We start from the raw sequence: 19,463 nt of genomic DNA on the forward strand, positions 1-19,463 counted from the left end.
TTTCACTATCCAAAATGTACTATATATCGAAAGTGAAGGGATGGGAAAGCAGAAAATACATGAATTAATGATCGTAGACAGAATTGAAGCGCTTGCAACAATAGAAAGGATTAGTGAGTATTGATTTATGACTAGAAATAGAGAGAACCTACTTATTTTAACGCTTACGCTTGTTAGCTTTGTACTGGGAACAACCGAGTATGTTATCGTGGGTGTGTTGAAGGAAATTGAAAGTTACATGAAAGTATCACTTGCTGCCGCGGGTATGCTTGTCTCCGGTTTTGCGATTGCATACGCAGTGGGTACACCATTTGCTGTGGCTTTCTTGGCCAAAATATCCAGAAGAAGTTCCATATTGATCGGATTTGCAATCGTGTTAACATTAAATCTATTGACCGTGTTCTCAACAACGTTCTCTTCTCTGATGGCCATTCGCATCGTGTCGGCCGTTGCTTGTGGACTTACGATATCGCTTTCGATCTCGATCGTAAGCGACGCAGTGAACCGGGAGCGAAGAGGGGAAGCTATCGCCTGGATTTTAGGCGGATTTTCAATCGCTAATGTGCTAGGTGTTCCGCTCGGTACTTTTATCGGACAACATCTGAGCTGGTCCATGACGTTTGTTGTTACGGCATGCATAGGTGTTGTGCCCCTGGTGTTCATGTTCCGTATTCTGCCACGCCAAACAACAACGATTGCAGGTTCGTTCAGTGATCAGATGTCTCTCTTTTTAAAACCACGGATATTGCTGGCCTGTCTGATCCCGGTACTGGGAAACAGCTGTATTTTCGTCGTTTTTACTTACATTACACCACTCCTGAGTGAGACGATGGGTGTGCCAGTACAATGGATTAGTGCCATACTCCTGATCTATGGCGCCTGCAGCATCCTGAGTAACTGGATTGGTGCCAAAATAGCCAGGGGTGACTTCCTGCCCAAGCTCAAGCGGCTTTTCGTCATCCAAGCCATCCTGTTCCTTGGCATGAGTTTTACCGTTTCTAATGTGTGGCTCGGCTTGGCATTTCTATTCCTGATTGGATGTCTGTCATCCTCCATGAGCGCGGCATCCCAGTTATATTTGTTTGATGTGTCAGGATCGATCGCGCCGGGGTCCAAAGCATTTGCATCTACACTCCTGCCTGTGGCGGCCAATGTAGGTATAGCGCTAGGCTCTGGTGTCGGGGGAATTGCCGTTAATATGGGTGGTGTTCATTGGGTGCCTCCAGTTGCTGTGATGCTTGCCTTGCTGGCTTTTGTCATAACCCTGATATGCCAGCGTTCCATTCAATTGAATTCAGACGAAGCAACCACTGTAAAAGCAGCTTAGATGAGATGCTGTCTAGACTAAACGGATGAATGCATATATATGGTATATGAACTACAAACAAAGTCGCTGTTATGCGACTTTGTTTGTTTTTTTAGTTTTCCAGCCCAGCATTACGCACGAAACGGGTTCGTAGATGATAGAGGTAGGATAATGCAATAATTCAGTGAATTTGTATATGAAGAGATCTGATAAAATGAATGAAAAGATAGGAGGGGAACCCATGAAAAAGCCGATGATCGGTGTTCTGCCTTTGTACGATACAGACAAAAAAAGTTACTGGATGCTTCCAGATTATATGAACGCCATAGAGGGAGCAGGTGGGATTCCAATTATGCTGCCTTTGACAACGGATACCGAGATTATAGCAACGCTGGCTAATCAGTTCGAGGGGTTCCTGTTCACCGGGGGACATGATCTCAATCCTGAGCTGTATCATGAGCATGCAGAGGTTACCTGTGGAGAGTTGTGTATTGAACGCGATATGATGGAGTCGATATTATTACAAAAGGTAATTGAGCTTGATAAACCTGCCTTTGGCATATGCCGTGGACTACAACTATTTAACGTTATGTTGGGTGGAACGTTATATCAAGACATTCCAACTAGCCTTCAACTTCATGGGAACAAGATCGTTAATCATAAGCAAAGTCCGCCGTATACGAATCTTGTACATGATGTACATATTGAGGAAAATAATATCCTATACGATATTTTGCAAACAGATACGATAAAAGTGAACAGCTACCACCATCAGGGAATCAAGATGTTATCGGATAAGTTAACTGCCGTGGCCGTCGCTGAAGATGGACTCGTTGAATCCGTGGTCATGCCAAACCGCTCGTTTGTTTTGGCTGTGCAGTGGCATCCAGAGTACAGCTACAAAGTAGATGACTACAGTCAGAAGTTATTTGCGGCGTTTGTTAATGCTGCTAAATCCCCACGCTATACTATCCATATTGAAGACATCACCGCATAAAATGTGAAAAAGAAAAAAGACCTCCTGTTTATAAAAACAGAGGAGGTCTTTGTATTGGTGAATATAGTCGTAATAGTAATCATGGTATCACCGTTCTATTGGCAGGATTATTTTAATCCAGACTTCGTGTTGGCATGCTCTTCAGCATTCAGGGAAGCAATCAGCTTCTCGCCTTCAACATCCAGGTTTGGCAGAATGCGATCCAGCCATTTTGGAAGTGCCCAAGCTTTGTCTCCGAAAATAGCCATGATGGCAGGGACCAAGCCCATACGGATGATAAAAGCATCAATCAGAATGCCTACCGCCAAAGTGAAACCAATCTGTTTGATCATGACATCGTCAGTGAATATAAATCCTGCAAATACAGAGACCATAATCACTGCTGCGGCAACAACCACGCGACTTACCTGATTGTACCCATGAACAACGGATTCGGTCCCGCGATGACCATGCACATAGGATTCCCGCATGGAGCTCACAAGGAAGACTTGATAGTCCATCGCCAGGCCATACAGGATACCTGTTACGATGATCGGCATAAAGCTCAGCAGCGGGCCACCTGTATCGAAACCAAAGAGCGAATGCAGCCAGCCCCATTGGAATACAGCAGTGGTGATCCCGAATGTAGCCAGGATACTAAGCAGGAAGCCAATTGTTGCTTTGATGGGAACGATGATCGAACGGAATACGAGTAACAGAATGATCAGTGACAACAGGATAATAATGCCTACATAAATAGGGAACACCTGCGCCAGTTTGGCGGACATATCGATGTTAACAGCTGTGAGTCCAGTAACTCCGAGTTTCACATCATAGGTCTGTGCGATGCTGGAATCAGCCGCGCGTAGATCAGTGACCAGTGTTTTAGTGAGATTATCGTTAGGACCCGTTTTTGGAATGAGACTAAAGATAGCCAAATCTTCTGTCATCCCAAGCGGTGTGACTTGTGCAACGTTATTCTGACCTTGAAGTTCCATCACCAGACCACCCAAGAGTTCCGGTGTAACTTTTGCGGAAGTTTGATTAGGCTCTGCGACCAGAATAAGGGGTCCGTTGAATCCTTCTCCGAAACCTTCGGAGATGGCATCATAACTTTGTCTTGCAGTTGTATCCAGATTCGCTGAGGAAGCGCCGGGGATACCCATTTCCATTTTGGTGATCGGCGTCGCGGCAAAACCAAGAATGACGATGATGACGATAATGGTAGCCCAACGATTCTTGATAACGAATTTCACCCATCTATCCGCGACTCCGTGGCTAGTGGCTTTAGGATGTTTCGTACTTTTTTCACGAGCTTTGGCGGAACAGATGCGTTCTCCTACCAATCCCAGTAAAGCCGGCAACAGGGTTAAAGCAACAAATACGTTGATGAGCACGGTGGCAGCTGCGACTAAAGCCATCGTAGACAAGAATGTAAGACCGATGACAAGCATACCGCACAGTGCAATAATGACGGTTAATCCGGCAAAAAATACTGCGCTACCCGATGTACCAATGGCTCTGGCCGTTGCTTCTTTTGCGCTCAAGCCTTGATCAATGATCATTCGACGCTGGCGATTAACAATGAAGAGCGCATAGTCGATTCCAACAGCCAATCCAACCATTAGAGCTAGAACGGAAGTGACACTAGGCATTTCGATGAATTTGGAGATGGAGAACGCACCACCAACTCCAATGGCAACTCCTAGGAGTGCAGTGATCAGAGGCAGACCTGCTGCAACAACGGAGCCAAGGGTGATCAGCAATACAATGACAGCAATGACCAGTCCAACAATCTCTGCCGAGCCGACTCCAATCGATACCGTTTTGAGCGTTTCGCCCGGCAACACCTTAATATTGGTTCCTTGCTCTACCGTCATAACGGACTGAATAACGGAATCAAATACATCCTGTGTTATGGCAGACTGTTCAATTGTAAATTGGAACTGGAACAGTGCAATGCTGCCGTCCGAAGAGATCAGCATTCCAGGTACAGGAACACCATCCACCATCAAAGGTCCATAGGGAGGAGGCGTGGTTGTTGCGGATTGCGCCATATCAGTAGCCTGAGCATTCTGAGCCATCTCCGCCTGAGCACCCGAATTACCCGCTTCAGCTGCATAGTCCGCAGGGTTAATGACTTTGTCTAATCCGTAAACCTCATTAACACCTTTCATCATGGCCGCCAAACGTTCAGGCGTATCCAAACGCTCGTTGTCTGGAGCTTTGAAGACAACACTTCCTTGACCGCCGGAGGCGGCAGGCAGTTCTTTTGCCAATTGATCCAGAACCTTCTGTGACTCTGTGCCTTCAATCTTCATTTCGGAACTGATGTGAATACCATTGATGCTGATCATGGAGATGACAATTCCCAGAATTAAAACCCAGCCAATGATGAAATAGGCAGGTTTGCTAAAAGCGGTTTTCCCCACTCTGTATAATAATGTAGACATTTCTCTATTTTACACTCCTCTATGATGAATGTGGATGGTTGGCATGTTCAAATCCTGCCCGTAAATGATTAAACGTGGTTTCCAAAAATTGATCGAATGTTAAAACACCGGGCTTGGTATCTTCAGTAATGACTTGTCCGGGCAGTAACACATTGAGTCTTCCATCAATTAATGGCAGTATTGTTCCATATAGTGCGTTGATCAAAAGATAAGTATAGATCTCGTCATACTTCCCGTTAGATAAGTCTAATAAGGTATCTTGTGCCTGCGTCTGCATCCGGTGCATGGCTCCAAGGTAATGCGGTTCAAGCACGGGATAGGTCTGGGATAGCGATAGTAGCTGATGAAGTCTTCCTATTAGTTCTGTTGTAAGCTGCATCTTGATCAGGTTATACAGTACGTCAAGCAAGGAGACGTTGTCGGGCAATTCGGTAAGCAACTCTTCGAGTTCCGTTGTATTCTGAACGGATATTGCGCCTCTGGCTACTGCCTCTTCCTTACATGTGAAGTAGTTTGCAAATGTTCTGCGGGAACAACCCACCTGATGCACGATATCTTCGACCGTAAAGCCATCAAGCCCATGTTCAAGGGTAAGTTCAAATGCAGCACTAGCAAGTGCTTTTTCAGTTGCTTCTTTCTTCAAATGTCGCAAGTTTCGTTTGATCATTATTCTCCGCTTATGCGTTCACCTCCAACACCAATGACTATGGTTTAATTCCTTTAAGAAGAGCACACTTACTTAATATGCACTTTGTGAGGTTTATCATAACAAACAAGTTGCCCATTGTGCAAATTTACTCATTGTGCAATTATTTTATATGACAGCTATACTGCGAATCAATGCTTCAACTCCTGAGGAATGAATGTTAAAATCAATAGAAAAACTTGGGGCGATAACGAGATATGAGTAGTCGTAAACAAAGTTTATTGGAAACAGCACTTGCACTATTTTTAGAGCACAGCTATGCAAATACAACAATCCAGATGATCTTGGATCAATCGGGTGTATCCAAAGGCACATTCTACAAATTCTTCAGTTCCAAAGAAGACTGTTTATATTCTATTATTGATCAGCGTATGCAAGAGGATGTTTTCATTCGTAAAGAGCTTGAACAAAATCACTATACATCGGATTATGACCTGCTCGTAGATCAGATTGCGATTCCTATGTCTGTACCTAATAAAGAGCGAGTATGGGAATTATATTGGACGGGTTTTTATTCCGGGGAGATCAACTCAGCCAAACTGGCTACAGTTCACCTAAAATGGCTGTCCACACGCTTGATTCAGGTTTACGGGAACGATATTAGCTTATATGCCAACGAAGGGGCCATATTGTGCTACGGCATATTACATCAGATTGCCAACACATCAAGAAGTCTAAATACGCAAAAACCGGTATGGAGCGAAGTGGTTCCCAAAGTATTAACGTACATTGAAGTGATCCTAAGAACAATGCATCAGAGAAATGAACATATTTTCGACTTTCAGTCTCTCTATTTCCTGAATGCCGATGAGCGTAACCATGATATGGGTCTGGACATCGATAATATATTGATCGAATTTGATGAGTTCAACAACCGTGTACAAAAATCCAAGGAATCTGCATCATTCAAGCAACTTTCGAAGGGGCTTTTAGCGCTATTACAAGATCAAGAGGATTTAAATATTCCTGTAATCGAAGTGGTGCTTCAAGCGTTTCACAAAGAGTACAAATCCAGTGCGTTTCAATCTGAAGCCAATAGACTGACTGAAGCCTGTTGGTGGTATTTGGAACTAGTGAAGCAACGTAATTAATATGGGGGTTGGCTCGTAGCCGACCTCTTTTTTTGCTTTTTTATGTCTGTGGTTATTATTAATGTACTATTAGTATATTAATTATTTGTTGTTATAACAGATGTTTTTACTGTTCAAACTATTAGATTTGAAATTAAATATACGAGTAGTATATAATCGGAATGAACATATATTTCCATAGATTTGAATAACTTCACTTCGAAAGGAAGATTTATATGAATAACTCGAATAACCAGACATCAGAAAAAGTAGAATTTAATTTGTTTAGCGAAGAAAATAGTAAAGATCCATTTGCCATGTTTGCACAGATGCGTGCCAAAGGTTCCGTTGTCCCTATTCCTAATCCAATGGGTGGAGCAGGACAAACCTGGATTGTAACTCGGATGGACGTCGCCATGGAAGTGCTGAAAGATCACTCTCGATTTACGGTAGATATGAACTCTATTGATAGTGGCAATGATATTCGAAAGAATCTCTCAGGTGAGCTTGGTTCATCGGAACCCCAGACCTTTTTTACCGGAAAGTCGATGCTCTTTGTTGATGAACCGGATCACCGAAGACTGCGTAGCCTGGTTTCCAAAGCGTTCACGCCAAGATATATGGAAAGCCTGCGTCCACGCGTCCAGGAAATTGCCGATGAGTTGATTGACCAGTTCGAAGGAAAGGGAGAGATGGATCTTGTAAATGACTATGCCTATCCTTTCCCAATCAACGTTATTTCCGAAATGTTGGGTATACCTCAGGAAGACCGACCTCAGATTCATGTATGGTCTGAAGCCATTGCCAAAGGTCTTGGTTTTGGTAAACAGGACCCTGCCGTAGCGCAGCACTTGCGATCATTCGCAGAGTACACCTCACAGCTTGTGGCGAACAAACGAATAGAACCTTCAGATGACCTCATCAGTCAATTAATTGCGATTGAGGAAGAGGGGGATCGACTGAATGAAGATGAATTAATATCCATGATCACGTTATTGATATTTGCTGGACATGAGACTACTTCCAATCTGATTGCAACTGGTTCTTATCTTCTTCTGACCCATCCCGAACAACTGGAACAACTGAAACAAGATCTGAACCTGGTTCCTTCTGCGGTGGAGGAGTTGCTACGATATAACGGACCCGCGACTTCCTCAGGTCCTCGTTATGCAACACAGGACACGGAGTTGGATGGACAATTGATTCAAAAGGGAGATGTTGTGATTCCCCTTCTGAAATCAGCGAATCGGGACGAGCAGCAGTTCACTGACCCCGAAGAGTTGGATATCGAACGCAAAATAAAACGGCATTTGGCCTTTGGACACGGCATTCATATGTGTCTTGGCGCTCCGCTTGCTCGTGTAGAAGGGGACGTGGCGTTTACTACGCTTTTACGTCGGCTACCGGATATTCAGCTCAGTATTCCTCAGGAAGAGATTCATTGGCACTCTGCTTTGTCATCCCAGGGATTGGCAACATTGCCCGTAAAATTTTAATAGATAAACTTAGTGTAACCCATTGGAGTATGACGAATTTTCGTCATACTCTTTATTTGTATAGATGATAGAATGGAATGAACAAGAAACATATTAATGGATTGAACACTGCTTAATGTAAAAGATAAAGTGGGGTACATAATTTTTGTGGTGGAGGTAAACCTTATGAATAAAGATGAACAATTCATGCATAAAGCCATTGAGATTGCTCTGCAAGCTCGCAAAGAAGGAAACGAACCATTCGGCTCATGATCAATTAGCGGAAATTGCTGGCGGCAACATCATGATCTCGTGTGAAGAAGTATTCGACAAAAGTCCTCAAAAGCCTGAAGTAACAGGGAAATTACTTAACACAGAAGGCTTAAAAGTTTTCGAAGGATATCAATTTCATTCCAACGCGTAATCAGATCAAAAAATTAATTTTAAATTATTGCTTGATTTTTTTTTCGACGTCTGATAGTGTAAGACCTGTGATTTTGGGAAGTTAATTTATCAATATGAATTAGAGCTTTCCAGCAGATAATTTTGACCACTTCACCAGGAAGTTAAGGCCATACGGACAGCCGGGTCAAACGCCGATTGGCAACTTATGTTGCTTTATTGATTGAGTTCAAAGCTCAAATTTTATAAGTTGGTTACTTTACAACCAGTGCAATTGCACATCAACTTGTGAAACGGTCAATAAGAGTGGTAAAGGCGAATTATTTGCTATATAGACTCTGATCCAATATTGATATACATGAAGAAGCTTTCCGCCAAAGGAGTTCTTGTGAACTTTTTTGGTCATGGAGACTTCACGTCTTTTTTATGATGTATATCGATAAGCAAGTGTGATGATGCGCGATTGCGAGCATTTTTCACCTTGCTTTTTTTGTTGTCTTGTTGTCACCGTATTAAACCAATTTAAAAAAAATACATATTGGGATAGGAGAATGTAAAATGGGAAAAGCACTAATCATCGGCGCCGGCGGCGTTGCTTCCGTGGCAGTACACAAATGCGTTCAAAACAGCGAAGTTTTTGAGGAAATCTGCATCGCGAGTCGTACAAAATCAAAATGTGATGAACTCAAAGCCAAGCTGGACGGCGGAAAAACAAAAATTACAACAGCACAAGTTGATGCTGACAATGTTGACGAACTGATCGCTCTGATCAACGAAGTTAAACCGGATATCGTTATGAACCTCGCTTTGCCGTATCAAGATCTGACAATCATGGATGCTTGTCTTGCAACTAAAACAAATTACATGGACACAGCGAACTATGAGCCACATGATACAGCGAAGTTTGAATACAGCTGGCAATGGGATTACAAAGAGCGTTTTGAACAAGCAGGCATCACTGCATTGCTCGGTAGTGGATTTGACCCAGGTGTGACTGGCGTATTCTCCGCTTATGCCCTGAAGCACTACTTTGACGAAATTGAGTATATCGACATTCTGGACTGCAATGGCGGCGACCATGGCTATCCGTTCGCAACCAACTTCAACCCTGAGATCAACATTCGCGAAGTATCTGCGAACGGAAAATATTGGGAAAATGGTGAATGGATCGAAACGAAGCCGATGGAAATCAAACGTGTCTACGACTTCAAAGAAGTTGGCGAGAAAGACATGTACCTGTTGTATCATGAGGAACTGGAATCTTTGGCAAAAAACATGCCAGGTCTGAAACGTATCCGTTTCTTCATGACATTTGGTCAAAGCTACCTGACTCACTTGAAAGCTCTTGAAAATGTAGGCATGACTTCAATCGAGCCTATTGAATATGAAGGTAAACAAATTATTCCACTGCAATTCCTGAAAGCAGTACTGCCTGATCCAGCATCCCTTGGACCACGTACTGTAGGTAAAACAAACATCGGTTGTATTTTCAAAGGTAAAAAAGACGGCAAAGACAAAACATATTATGTTTACAATATCTGTGATCACCAAGAGTGTTATAAAGAAGTGGGTTCCCAAGCGATCTCTTACACAACAGGCGTTCCAGCAATGATCGGTGCAGCAATGGTCATGACAGGCAAATGGAACAAACCAGGCGTATATAATGTAGAAGAGTTCAACCCAGATCCATTCATGGAAGAGTTGAACAAATGGGGCCTCCCATGGGTAGAAGACTTCAACCCGGTACTCGTTGATGAGCTGCCAGAAGAAGTTAAAGAATCGGAGCTTGTTCGTTAAAATGCGGTTCGAGCAATTACCGACACCATGTTTTGTTGTTGACGAGGCGCTTATCGAGAGAAACCTGAAAATCCTGAACGGTGTTATGCAGCGTACAGGTGCCAAAATCGTGCTGGCTCAAAAAGCATTCTCCATGACTGCGATGTATCCGCTGATTGGAGAATACCTGAGCGGTGCAACGGCAAGCGGTTTGTATGAAGCGCGTCTGGGCCATGAGGAAATGGGCAAAGAGAATCATGTCTTTGCTCCAGCATACCGCGCAGAAGAGATCGACGAGATCCTCTCCATCTGCGACCACATTATTTTCAACTCATTTTCACAGCTTGCAAAATTCAAGGATAAGGCGCTTCAAGCTGGCCGTAAGGTCGGCTTGCGCGTCAACCCTGAATGCTCCACCCAAGAAGGACATGAGATCTACGATCCGTGTTCTCCGGGTTCGCGTTTTGGCGCGAAACTGGAGGATTTCGATGCAGACCTGTTGGAAGGCGTTTCCGGACTGCACTTCCACACACTGTGTCAGCAAAACTCCGACGATCTGGAGACTACACTGAATGCAGTGGTCGAGAAGTTCGGACAATGGTTGCCGCAGATGGAATGGATCAACTTCGGTGGTGGGCACCATATCACACGTGAAGATTATGATATTCCGAGACTGGAAGCATGCATCAAACGTATGCAGAACGACTATGGTCTGGAAGTATATCTGGAGCCGGGAGAAGCTGTTGCGCTGAACGCGGGTTATCTGGTGACCTCTGTGCTGGACTTCCATAAGAACGGTATGGACATCGCTATTTTGGATACTTCAGCTACATGCCATATGCCGGATGTGCTGGAAATGCCATATCGCCCGCCGCTGATAGGTTCGGGAGAAGTGGGCGAGAAGGCTCATCTGTATCGCCTAGGTGGACAAACCTGTCTATCTGGTGACGTAATTGGGGATTATTCATTCGATCAGCCTTTGCAAGAAGGCGACCGTCTGGTATTCGAGGACATGGCGATTTACTCAATGGTGAAAACCAATACGTTCAACGGCATGCCGCTTCCAGCGATTGCAGTCAAAAGAAAAGACGGCGATTGCGAAGTTGTTCGCGAATTCGGATATCAGGATTTCAAAATGAGGCTGGCATAATTACTTCATTATATAGTAGGTATTAATATAGAATTGAAAATAAATACAAAGAAGGGAACCTGGAGACAGGTTCCCTTTTTAACGTCCAATGAAGTTTAACGATTAGATTTAATGATGTTTATCAGTGAGGTTAGGTGAATGTTTACCGGTATTGAGCCGACTTAGCTTCGACTTCAGTTTTCAGGTTAATTTTGTGGTTTCGAGGATGCTCTCGCAGCATATGGAAAGATCGGTTCTCTTAGTTCAAAATCATACGTCAACCCATCCACAATGCCGACTACACTTTCACTGTCATACAACTCTAGCAAAAATCCAGCCATTTGTTCCGCCGTATGGAACTTGGGAACTCTGCCTTCATATTCAAACTCGTCTACATTAAAGGAATGTTTCGCAAACTCTGTCTCGGTTGCAGCCGGTGCGAGAACCTTGGCTTGCATCGCTGCGTTCTTACCTTTTAACTCTTGCGCAAGTCCTTCCGTAAAGGCACTTACATAGAACTTGGTTGCGCAGTAGGTTACTGCATCGGCTACAATCGTATATCCACCACCAGAGGAGATATTAATGATCTGTGTGCCATCAACATCTGCATAATCACGTACATACAGGGAAGAAAGAATCGTAAGAGCTTCTATATTTAGATGAAGCATCTGTTCAATCTTGGGCAGATGTTGTTCGCCAACGGAAGCAAAATTTCCGAATCCGGCGTTGTTAATCCACGTCTCGATGGAGTAAGCCTGAAGACTCTCATAGAATCCATGCACATTAGCGGCAATCGACAGATCCACTGTACGAATGACAACATCCAGAGCAGGATTGATTTCAGCTACTTTTGCTTTTAACTTGTCCAATTCATCGGTTCTGCGTGCTGCCAGAATTATATTTTTGCCACGAGCTGCAAAAGCTAAAGCCGCTTCATATCCAATGCCTGAACTGGCACCGGTAATCACTGTATATTTCATGGGAATTCCTCCTGGATCTGATTTCATTTTTTATTGTGATGTGACCACGAGTTGATTATACTGATTAGAGCTTACTCTAAGTCAAGCGGGAAAATGGAGGGGAGGTTAACCATGCATACCATTGGTGAAGTGGCAGAATTACTCCATATCAGTGCACATACGTTGCGTTATTATGAGAAGGAACAGATTGTAACTCCTCTCCGAGATGCCAGTGGAGACAGGCGGTACAACGAGTCACACCTGAAATGGCTGCAATTTGTAATTAAATTAAAAGAGACTCAAATGCCCATTGCTATTATTAAGAAATATGCGTCCTTGTTTCAGGAAGGGGAGCATACGGCGGCGGATCGTTTAAAGCTGCTGGAGGAGCATAAAGAGTCGATTCAAAAACAGATGCACATACTTAACACAGCAGATGAGATGCTTGAGCATAAAATTTCGTCGTATCGGGCGCTCATCGGACAATGAAGTAACACACACAAATGACGATCTATTGCCAAAACAGTGATTTTTATTATAGACTGTTTTTTATCGGTTGTTCATCAAGGGGGAAATGCAATGCATCAAAACAGAAAACAAAAGTCAAACAAGTTAAAGATCCTCTCCAAAGTATTATTGATTATCATTGGGGGATTTATAACGGCATATGGCCTCGAAGCCATATTGATCCCGAATAATGTCTCAGATGGTGGTGTCACAGGTCTGAGTATCGTAGGATCACAGCTGTTCGGATTACCACTGGGGATGCTCATCGGGATTATTAACATTCCATTTGTGTGGCTCGGGTACAAGCAAATCGGAAAAAGCTTTGCGTTATATTCGATCATCGGTATTGCTTCACTCGCAATCAGCACCAGTCTGATGCACCATATACCAACCATCATTGAAGGTGATACCTTGCTTGTTACGGTTGTCGGCGGGATTATCATCGGTTTTGGTATGGGACTTGCATTACGTAATGGCGGGGCATTGGATGGCATAGATATGCTGGCTGTACTCCTTTCGCGAAAAGTACCTTTTGGAACCAGTGATCTCATCCTGTTCCTCAACATGTTTGTATTTATTGTCGTTTCTACCGTGTTTGGTCTGCAAGGCGCGATCTTGTCAGGACTTGCGTATTTTATTGCTTCTAAAGTAATACATATTGTTGAAGAGGGCTTGAGTGGCTCCAAAACGTTTAAAATTATTACGAATCAACCTGAGATTATGGTTGAAACCATTCGGGACCGTTTAGGCCGTGGAGCAACGTATACCGAGGCTTACGGTGGCTACTCTAATGAGCAATTCAAGGAAATTACTTGTGTCATTAACCGGATGGAAGAGAGTAAAATTAAAGATATCATTCACGAAATTGACCCAACTGCTTTTGTAGTCGTATACGATGTAGCTGAAGTGAGAGGCGGCAATTTCAAAAAGAAAGATATTCACTGATTCCGAAAAACAAAATTAACTTATACGTAGTTGGTCAACCAGGAACTTCTGGTTGGCTTTTTTTGTATGTCCACAGCGTAACTTGGAGTTTTAACAGGCGGATTTTCTTGTTAGTTTGATACGAATATTTAAATTGCATATAAAATAAAGATGGTTTATTATTATATCAAATGATACAAATTACTATCATTATTGAATGTGAATGTTGTGATTACAAAACAACAACATGAATGTAGAAGAGGAGAATGTTTTATGGCGTGGTTATTCCTTATTCTTGGAGGGATTTTAGAGGTAGGTTGGGCATTAGGTTTGTCATTCTCCGATGGATTTTCCAAAATCGAGATCGTAATCCCCACGGTTATTTTAATGATTGGCAGCTTCTACTTCTTTGCAAAATCCACTAAAGTACTTCCTGTATCAACGGCGTATGCGGTGTTTACCGGACTTGGTTCATTTGGAACCGCAATTGTGGGAATGATTTTTTTGGGGGACTCCGTAAGTGCAATCAAAATCGTGCTGGTCATGATATTAATCAGTTGCATCATCGGTCTGAAATTTGTATCCAATGAACCTAAACCAAAGGCGGGTGTATAGAATATGAGTTGGTTTTTCCTGATCTTAGCTGGTTTATTTGAAGTTGGTGGTGTAATATTTCTGAAACTTTCAGATGGGTTCACCAAATTGAAACATACATTGATGTTCGCTATGTTTCTGGGATTAAGTTTCATTTTTCTTTCCCTGTCTTTGAGAGAGATACCAATCAGCATTGGTTATGGAATCTGGACAGGTATTGGGGCATCGGGCAGTGTACTATTAGGGATGTATGTATTCAAAGAGCCCAAAAATGCAAAGAAATTGGCTATCGTTAGTGGGATTATCGTCAGTATTGTGGGATTGAAACTAGTCTCTTAACTGGATAAATTAGCTGTACTAACAACGGAACGATATCCATCTCATCTATATTCATGCATAAGTACAGCTCTCTTATGGAAAACTTCTGTAGTACGAATTAAATTGCATGATTTCAAGTATGTATGGGAGGTTAGCATAGTGACAAAGCAGGACCCGCAAGAGCTTTTGAAGCAAAAACATGAACTGGATGATCAAAAAAGACAGTTCACTAATTTTTCGCGGAATATTTCAGGTCATGGTGAGGTTGAAGCTGGTCAAGAGTTCAGTGTTGACCGGGTACCAGATGATCAAAACCGTATGAAATCGGTTGAGAACAGACGCGGCGAAGTCTAAACCGTTACAAAATAAGCCGATCCTTTCATGGATCGGCTTATTCGTGCGTAGCAATTTATCGAACAGGAAGATATATGTTGTAGTTGAGAATGATTATCGATAGAATGGAGAAAAGTGAAAATATCCGCTGATTTTGCTGATGTTTTGCTAACTTAATGGGTTGTGGAAGGTGAAGGAAGAGATGCACGTAGAAGAGCATGTGAAGTTATGGAATCTGGCCTCAATTAAAATATGGGATGTGCGTCACGTCGTCGTGCGCGCTGGCGAACCCATCCATGCCTATCGATTTCCAATTAGCGGTTTTATATATACAGTTCGCGGCAATGCAACGATTACGCTTGATGACACGATGTACGCGATCGATCAGATGCAAGTCTTACATGGAGGCAAGGGGGTATGGATGAATATCTCCCTGAGCGAGGATTCATTCGAATTTTATTTGATGTTTTATCGGGCTAATTTGTCGTTATCCAATACTCGTGAGAATCAAGCTCTGCTCAGGCAACATGTCCCGTTTCACGTGCAATATGCTTTCGCCCCAAGCTATCCCATTGACTTATATGATAAAGTCCAAAGAATAGAGCAACATTGGGAACGGACGGATGCGTTCTCGAAATTTCAGGTGAAGACGTTATTTTATCAATTTATTAATGAATTAATGAGGCAGTTAAGTGCACAAGGAATTGAGACTGCCAAGCCCGATCTGGTAGCTCAAGCCGTTCGTTATCTTCAAGAGAACTACATGTTGCCCGTTATGGTCGATCCGCTCGCAGAACTTCTGGATTGCATTTCAGGGCATCTGTCGAGAACGTTCAAGAAAGAGACAGGCAGCAGTCTGATTACCTATTTAACTCGGATACGGATGTACAAAGCCAAGGAGCTGCTGTTGCACACAGATGCATCTCTTCAGAAGATTGCTGAGGCAATCGGCATTCCAGATGTGATCTATTTTAATCGTTTATTTAAAAAGCATTTTGGCCTTTCACCAGGTCGGTTCAAACAAAAATGTATCGCCCTGCCAACCGGTCAGAATAATGCTATCCAAGAATCAGAATTGTCCATTGTCAGTCCCATGCATCGCGGTTATGATCCTATTGATGATGATAATTATTATCAATACAACTCAAAAGGAGAATCACTTACATCTATGAGATCGAGAAAACCCGTTGCATTGCTTTTGATGCTCAGCCTTACTTTATTAATATCAGCCTGTTCCCCTTCTCAGGGCAGTTCAGCAACAAGCAGTAATGGAACAAGCGGTAACAATGCTCCAACCACCGAAGTCGCGCAATCCACCGAATCAGCAGTACAGGAGCGTGTTGTTAAACATCCTTGGGGAGAAACTGTCATCAAAGGTGATCCTCAGCATATTATTTCGTTGTTCCCGGCTGCAACTGACTATTTGTTAGCACTCGGTATTGTACCCCAGGCAGCATCCAGTAATGAGGAGGGGAGTGATCAGTTTCCTACCTACCTGTCCGATCAACTACAAGGAAAAGAAAATCTGGGCTGGCAGGTTGATCCCAACTACGAAAGCATATTGGCGGCAGAGCCAGACCTGATTATCGGTCAGGATTTCATGAGTGATGCCTATGACAGCCTCAGCAAAATTGCGCCTACCTTGCTGGCAGAGAAGCTGCAGGACGAGCAAGGTATTATTCGTATGAAGACAAGCCTGTTACATATGGGAGATATGTTAGGGAAGACGGATCAGGCCAAACAGGTCATTGAAGAATACGAAAAGAAAGCTGCAGAAGCCCGTGAGAAAATCAAGCAATCCATCGGAGACGAGACCGTGATGTTCCTGCGTTTATCCGATAAAGAAGTGCGTTATTACAGTAAAAGAAACTATGAGGTTCTGTACGACGATCTAGGCCTGACACCTCCTGTATCCATACCTGACCCGACAGATTCAATGAAAGTAATCTCCATGGAGTCGTTACCATCGATTAATCCCGATCATATTTTCCTGTTGTCATCAGACGAGAATGAAACGACAGAATTGCAAAAAACAGCAGTGTGGAAAAGCCTGAATGCTGTTAAAAACAACAATGTCTACATCGTTGACTACGGCTTGTGGTTCCAAGGTCCGGGAGGACCCATTGGACAGAGCAAGATTATCGACGAAGCGGTAAATTTCCTTACCCAATAAATAAGGAAACTAGACAGGAGGATTAATGCATATGGAAACGTCCGTCGTAGAGAAGCTCATTCGTGAACGAAGAACCATTCGTCAGTTCAATGGCAAACCGCTGGCCAAAGAAACGATCATGCACTTGCTGGAAGCGGCCGTGTGGGCACCTGTTCATTCCCGTAAAGAGCCATGGCGCTTCATATTATTTGTAGAAGAAGGTCGGAAGCAATTTGCTGATGCGGTGTTACATACGTTTTCCAAAGATGAGCGGGAGCGCTGGACAGAGAAGTTGCAAAAGGACTATTGCGAATCTATCCAAGCCCATCTGCTGGTTGTGATTGAGGCTGATCCGAGACAACGGGTATGGGAAGATGCTGTGGGGGCTAGTGCTGCCCTTATTCAAAATATTCAACTCCTGGCATGGGAGCAGGATATCGGCGTAGTGTGGAAGACAAATGAATATAATTTCGATCCTGATTTCTACTTCAAGACCGGTGTGAGACCAGGGGAGAGAATTGTTGGCACACTTCATCTGGGGTACTTTGATCAGGATAAGATTCCCAAGCCTCGTCCTCGTACTCCAGCAGAAGAGTTATTGACCTGTGTCTCGGTGGCAGGAGAAGACGCGCAACAGCATTAGTTGCCATTAGTAACGTACTATCAGATGTTCAAAAATTCATAGAATATTTCTCACCAAGCCGCTAAATTAGCGGCTTTTTTGGCGATCTTTGAATTTTGCGTAACAGTCAGGCTTTCATTTTGTTCCAATGTCCCGGATTGGTATCATCTGGGATGATTAAGTTAATAATATCCTGATAATGGTCTGCTTTATTGATCATATATTGGACTCGTTGTTGGGCTTCTTCCAACTGAGCAAACGCGGCTTCCTTCTGCCGTAAAATGATCTCATAGCGCTTTTGTATGGTTGAGTTCCCCTCAAGGCAGAGATCCACATAAGCTTTAATTTGTTCCACAGACATACCGCACTGTTTTAGATATTTTACACCCGTAAGCCAGTTTACGGATTCTTCGTCAAAAAGACGGTTATTGTTTTTGTCGCGTTGCAGATTTGGAACGAGCCCTTTATCTGTATAGAAACGAACCGTATGTTCGGAAAGGTCGAGCAGTTTGGCGACTTCTTTGACGTTATACATGACGAAACTCCTTATGTCTTCAAGTATGGAATGAAAAATGATAGAAAAAGATTGACTTCGAGTTACTCGAAGGTGATACCCTAAGTATAGTTTAAGGTTATTAGACTGTAAATCTCAAAAAATTATAACTAACAAGGAGTGTCACTCGATGGAATATGTAACGTTGAATAACGGAGTTCAGATGCCTATTTTGGGATATGGTGTGTACCAGATTGCTGATCAGGAAGAATGCGAGAAATGTGTGCTTGATGCAATCAGCGTTGGGTATCGTTCTATTGATACAGCACAAGCCTACCGTAACGAAGAAGCCGTGGGCCGCGCTATTCAAAAAAGCGGAGTACCTCGAGATGAATTTTTCATCACGACCAAGGTATGGATTTCAAATGCAGGGTATGAAAAAGCCAAAGCATCCATAGAGGAATCTCTGCGGAAACTCCAACTGGAATATCTGGACCTGGTCCTGATCCATCAACCGTTTAATGACTATTATGGAACATATCGAGCTATGGAAGAGTTATATAAAGCGGGGAAAATCAAAGCTATCGGAGTAAGCAATTTCTATCCGGACCGATATATCGATCTTGTTCAGTTCAGCGAAGTCGTACCGGCAATTAATCAAGTTGAAACCCATGTGTTCAATCAGCAGACAGAGGCACATGAGATCATGAAAAAATATAATACGCAGATTGAATCCTGGGGACCATTTGCGGAAGGCAAAAATGACTTATTCACGAATGCGACGTTGCATGAAGTAGGTCAAAAATACAACAAATCGACGGCCCAAGTCGCTCTGCGTTTCTTGATTCAAAGAGGAGTGGTTGTTATTCCGAAAACGGTCAACAAAAATAGAATGGAAGAGAACTTCAATGTATTTGATTTTGAATTGACCTTGGAGGATATGGAAAAGGTAGCAGCACTGGATACAGGAACAAGCTCCTTTTTCTCACATTATGATCCTCAAACCGTAGAATTCTTGACTGACTATGGCAAGAAAGGACTGTAATCCAACTTATTCAATATCGTGCTCATTGTAGACGAACTTATGAAATTACAACAAGCCAGACAGATCATCTGTCTGGCTTGTTGTATTACAGGAAGAGAATCTCAGTTAACCAGCTGTTCCTGTTACGATCATTGAAGCAATATAGATGGTAGTCAATCGTTGTAAAAGGTCGTATATTAATAATATGTCGATTGTGGGAGTGAACATGTACCACATCGCAAAA

18 protein-coding genes are annotated in these 19,463 nt (G+C 43.1%); 14 read left to right on the plus strand and 4 right to left on the minus strand.

What is annotated here, in order from left to right:
* The first annotated feature begins 127 nt into the window (after positions 1–127).
* The gene (locus MHH25_RS14660; RefSeq protein ID WP_340020344.1) at positions 128–1,327 is read left to right on the plus strand and encodes an MFS transporter; all 1,200 of its coding nucleotides are present in this window, start codon (positions 128–130) and stop codon (positions 1,325–1,327) included.
* 220 nt (positions 1,328–1,547) lie between these two features.
* The gene (locus MHH25_RS14665; RefSeq protein ID WP_340020345.1) at positions 1,548–2,303 is read left to right on the plus strand and encodes a gamma-glutamyl-gamma-aminobutyrate hydrolase family protein; all 756 of its coding nucleotides are present in this window, start codon (positions 1,548–1,550) and stop codon (positions 2,301–2,303) included.
* A 107-nt stretch (positions 2,304–2,410) separates the two neighbouring features.
* On the opposite strand, the gene MHH25_RS14670 is transcribed toward MHH25_RS14665, so the two are convergent.
* Both MHH25_RS14670 and MHH25_RS14675 read right to left on the minus strand, forming a co-directional pair.
* Complete coding sequence (locus MHH25_RS14670) at positions 2,411–4,735, minus strand: MMPL family transporter (RefSeq protein WP_340020346.1); 2,325 nt, start codon at positions 4,733–4,735, stop codon at positions 2,411–2,413.
* A gap of 19 nt (positions 4,736–4,754) precedes the next feature.
* Positions 4,755–5,402, minus strand: coding sequence for a TetR/AcrR family transcriptional regulator (locus tag MHH25_RS14675; protein WP_076253018.1), 648 nt, complete (start codon positions 5,400–5,402; stop codon positions 4,755–4,757).
* Positions 5,403–5,638: 236 nt separating this feature from the next.
* On the opposite strand from MHH25_RS14675, the gene MHH25_RS14680 reads away from it, so the two are divergent.
* The 4 genes from MHH25_RS14680 (at position 5,639) to nspC (ending at position 11,314) form a co-directional block, all read left to right on the plus strand.
* Positions 5,639–6,532, plus strand: a complete 894-nt coding sequence (locus MHH25_RS14680; RefSeq protein ID WP_036616015.1) for a TetR/AcrR family transcriptional regulator — start codon at positions 5,639–5,641, stop codon at positions 6,530–6,532.
* Positions 6,533–6,747: 215 nt separating this feature from the next.
* The gene (locus tag MHH25_RS14685; protein ID WP_340020347.1) at positions 6,748–8,007 is read left to right on the plus strand and encodes a cytochrome P450; all 1,260 of its coding nucleotides are present in this window, start codon (positions 6,748–6,750) and stop codon (positions 8,005–8,007) included.
* 939 nt (positions 8,008–8,946) lie between these two features.
* Positions 8,947–10,185, plus strand: a complete 1,239-nt coding sequence (locus MHH25_RS14690) for a saccharopine dehydrogenase family protein (protein WP_036616010.1) — start codon at positions 8,947–8,949, stop codon at positions 10,183–10,185.
* A gap of 1 nt (position 10,186) precedes the next feature.
* Complete coding sequence (nspC, locus tag MHH25_RS14695) at positions 10,187–11,314, plus strand: carboxynorspermidine decarboxylase (protein ID WP_340020348.1); 1,128 nt, start codon at positions 10,187–10,189, stop codon at positions 11,312–11,314.
* 185 nt (positions 11,315–11,499) lie between these two features.
* Here nspC and MHH25_RS14700 read toward each other — a convergent pair whose 3' ends face one another.
* Entirely contained in the window at positions 11,500–12,273 is a 774-nt protein-coding gene (locus tag MHH25_RS14700; RefSeq protein WP_340020349.1) for an SDR family NAD(P)-dependent oxidoreductase, read from the minus strand.
* Positions 12,274–12,384: 111 nt separating this feature from the next.
* Here MHH25_RS14700 and MHH25_RS14705 point away from each other — a divergent pair, with 111 nt between their 5' ends.
* The 7 genes from MHH25_RS14705 to MHH25_RS14735 all read left to right on the plus strand — a co-directional run bounded on the left by MHH25_RS14705 (position 12,385) and on the right by MHH25_RS14735 (position 17,723).
* A complete protein-coding gene (locus MHH25_RS14705) occupies positions 12,385–12,741 on the plus strand; it encodes a MerR family transcriptional regulator (protein ID WP_017688527.1) in 357 nt (118 codons plus the stop codon).
* Positions 12,742–12,831: 90 nt separating this feature from the next.
* Complete coding sequence (locus MHH25_RS14710) at positions 12,832–13,704, plus strand: YitT family protein (RefSeq protein ID WP_017688526.1); 873 nt, start codon at positions 12,832–12,834, stop codon at positions 13,702–13,704.
* Between the two features lie 252 nt (positions 13,705–13,956).
* Positions 13,957–14,298, plus strand: a complete 342-nt coding sequence (locus MHH25_RS14715; RefSeq protein ID WP_076327622.1) for a multidrug efflux SMR transporter — start codon at positions 13,957–13,959, stop codon at positions 14,296–14,298.
* A gap of 3 nt (positions 14,299–14,301) precedes the next feature.
* Positions 14,302–14,616 (plus strand): multidrug efflux SMR transporter, encoded by a 315-nt coding sequence (locus MHH25_RS14720; protein WP_100526216.1) that lies wholly within the window; start codon positions 14,302–14,304, stop codon positions 14,614–14,616.
* A 138-nt stretch (positions 14,617–14,754) separates the two neighbouring features.
* Positions 14,755–14,949 carry a hypothetical protein gene (locus MHH25_RS14725; RefSeq protein WP_245838061.1) on the plus strand — a complete coding sequence of 65 codons (195 nt, stop codon included), beginning with the start codon at positions 14,755–14,757 and terminating at the stop codon, positions 14,947–14,949.
* A 181-nt stretch (positions 14,950–15,130) separates the two neighbouring features.
* A complete protein-coding gene (locus tag MHH25_RS14730) occupies positions 15,131–17,101 on the plus strand; it encodes an AraC family transcriptional regulator (protein ID WP_340020350.1) in 1,971 nt (656 codons plus the stop codon).
* Between the two features lie 31 nt (positions 17,102–17,132).
* A complete protein-coding gene (locus tag MHH25_RS14735; RefSeq protein WP_340020351.1) occupies positions 17,133–17,723 on the plus strand; it encodes a nitroreductase in 591 nt (196 codons plus the stop codon).
* A 106-nt stretch (positions 17,724–17,829) separates the two neighbouring features.
* Here the strand turns inward: MHH25_RS14735 and MHH25_RS14740 are convergent, their stop codons facing one another.
* The gene (locus MHH25_RS14740; RefSeq protein ID WP_036615998.1) at positions 17,830–18,237 is read right to left on the minus strand and encodes a MerR family transcriptional regulator; all 408 of its coding nucleotides are present in this window, start codon (positions 18,235–18,237) and stop codon (positions 17,830–17,832) included.
* A 148-nt stretch (positions 18,238–18,385) separates the two neighbouring features.
* Here MHH25_RS14740 and MHH25_RS14745 point away from each other — a divergent pair, with 148 nt between their 5' ends.
* The gene (locus MHH25_RS14745) at positions 18,386–19,240 is read left to right on the plus strand and encodes an aldo/keto reductase (protein WP_036615995.1); all 855 of its coding nucleotides are present in this window, start codon (positions 18,386–18,388) and stop codon (positions 19,238–19,240) included.
* Positions 19,241–19,463: the final 223 nt, after the last annotated feature.

This window comes from Paenibacillus sp. FSL H3-0457 (assembly GCF_037981725.1).
Taxonomy (GTDB): domain Bacteria; phylum Bacillota; class Bacilli; order Paenibacillales; family Paenibacillaceae; genus Paenibacillus; species Paenibacillus amylolyticus.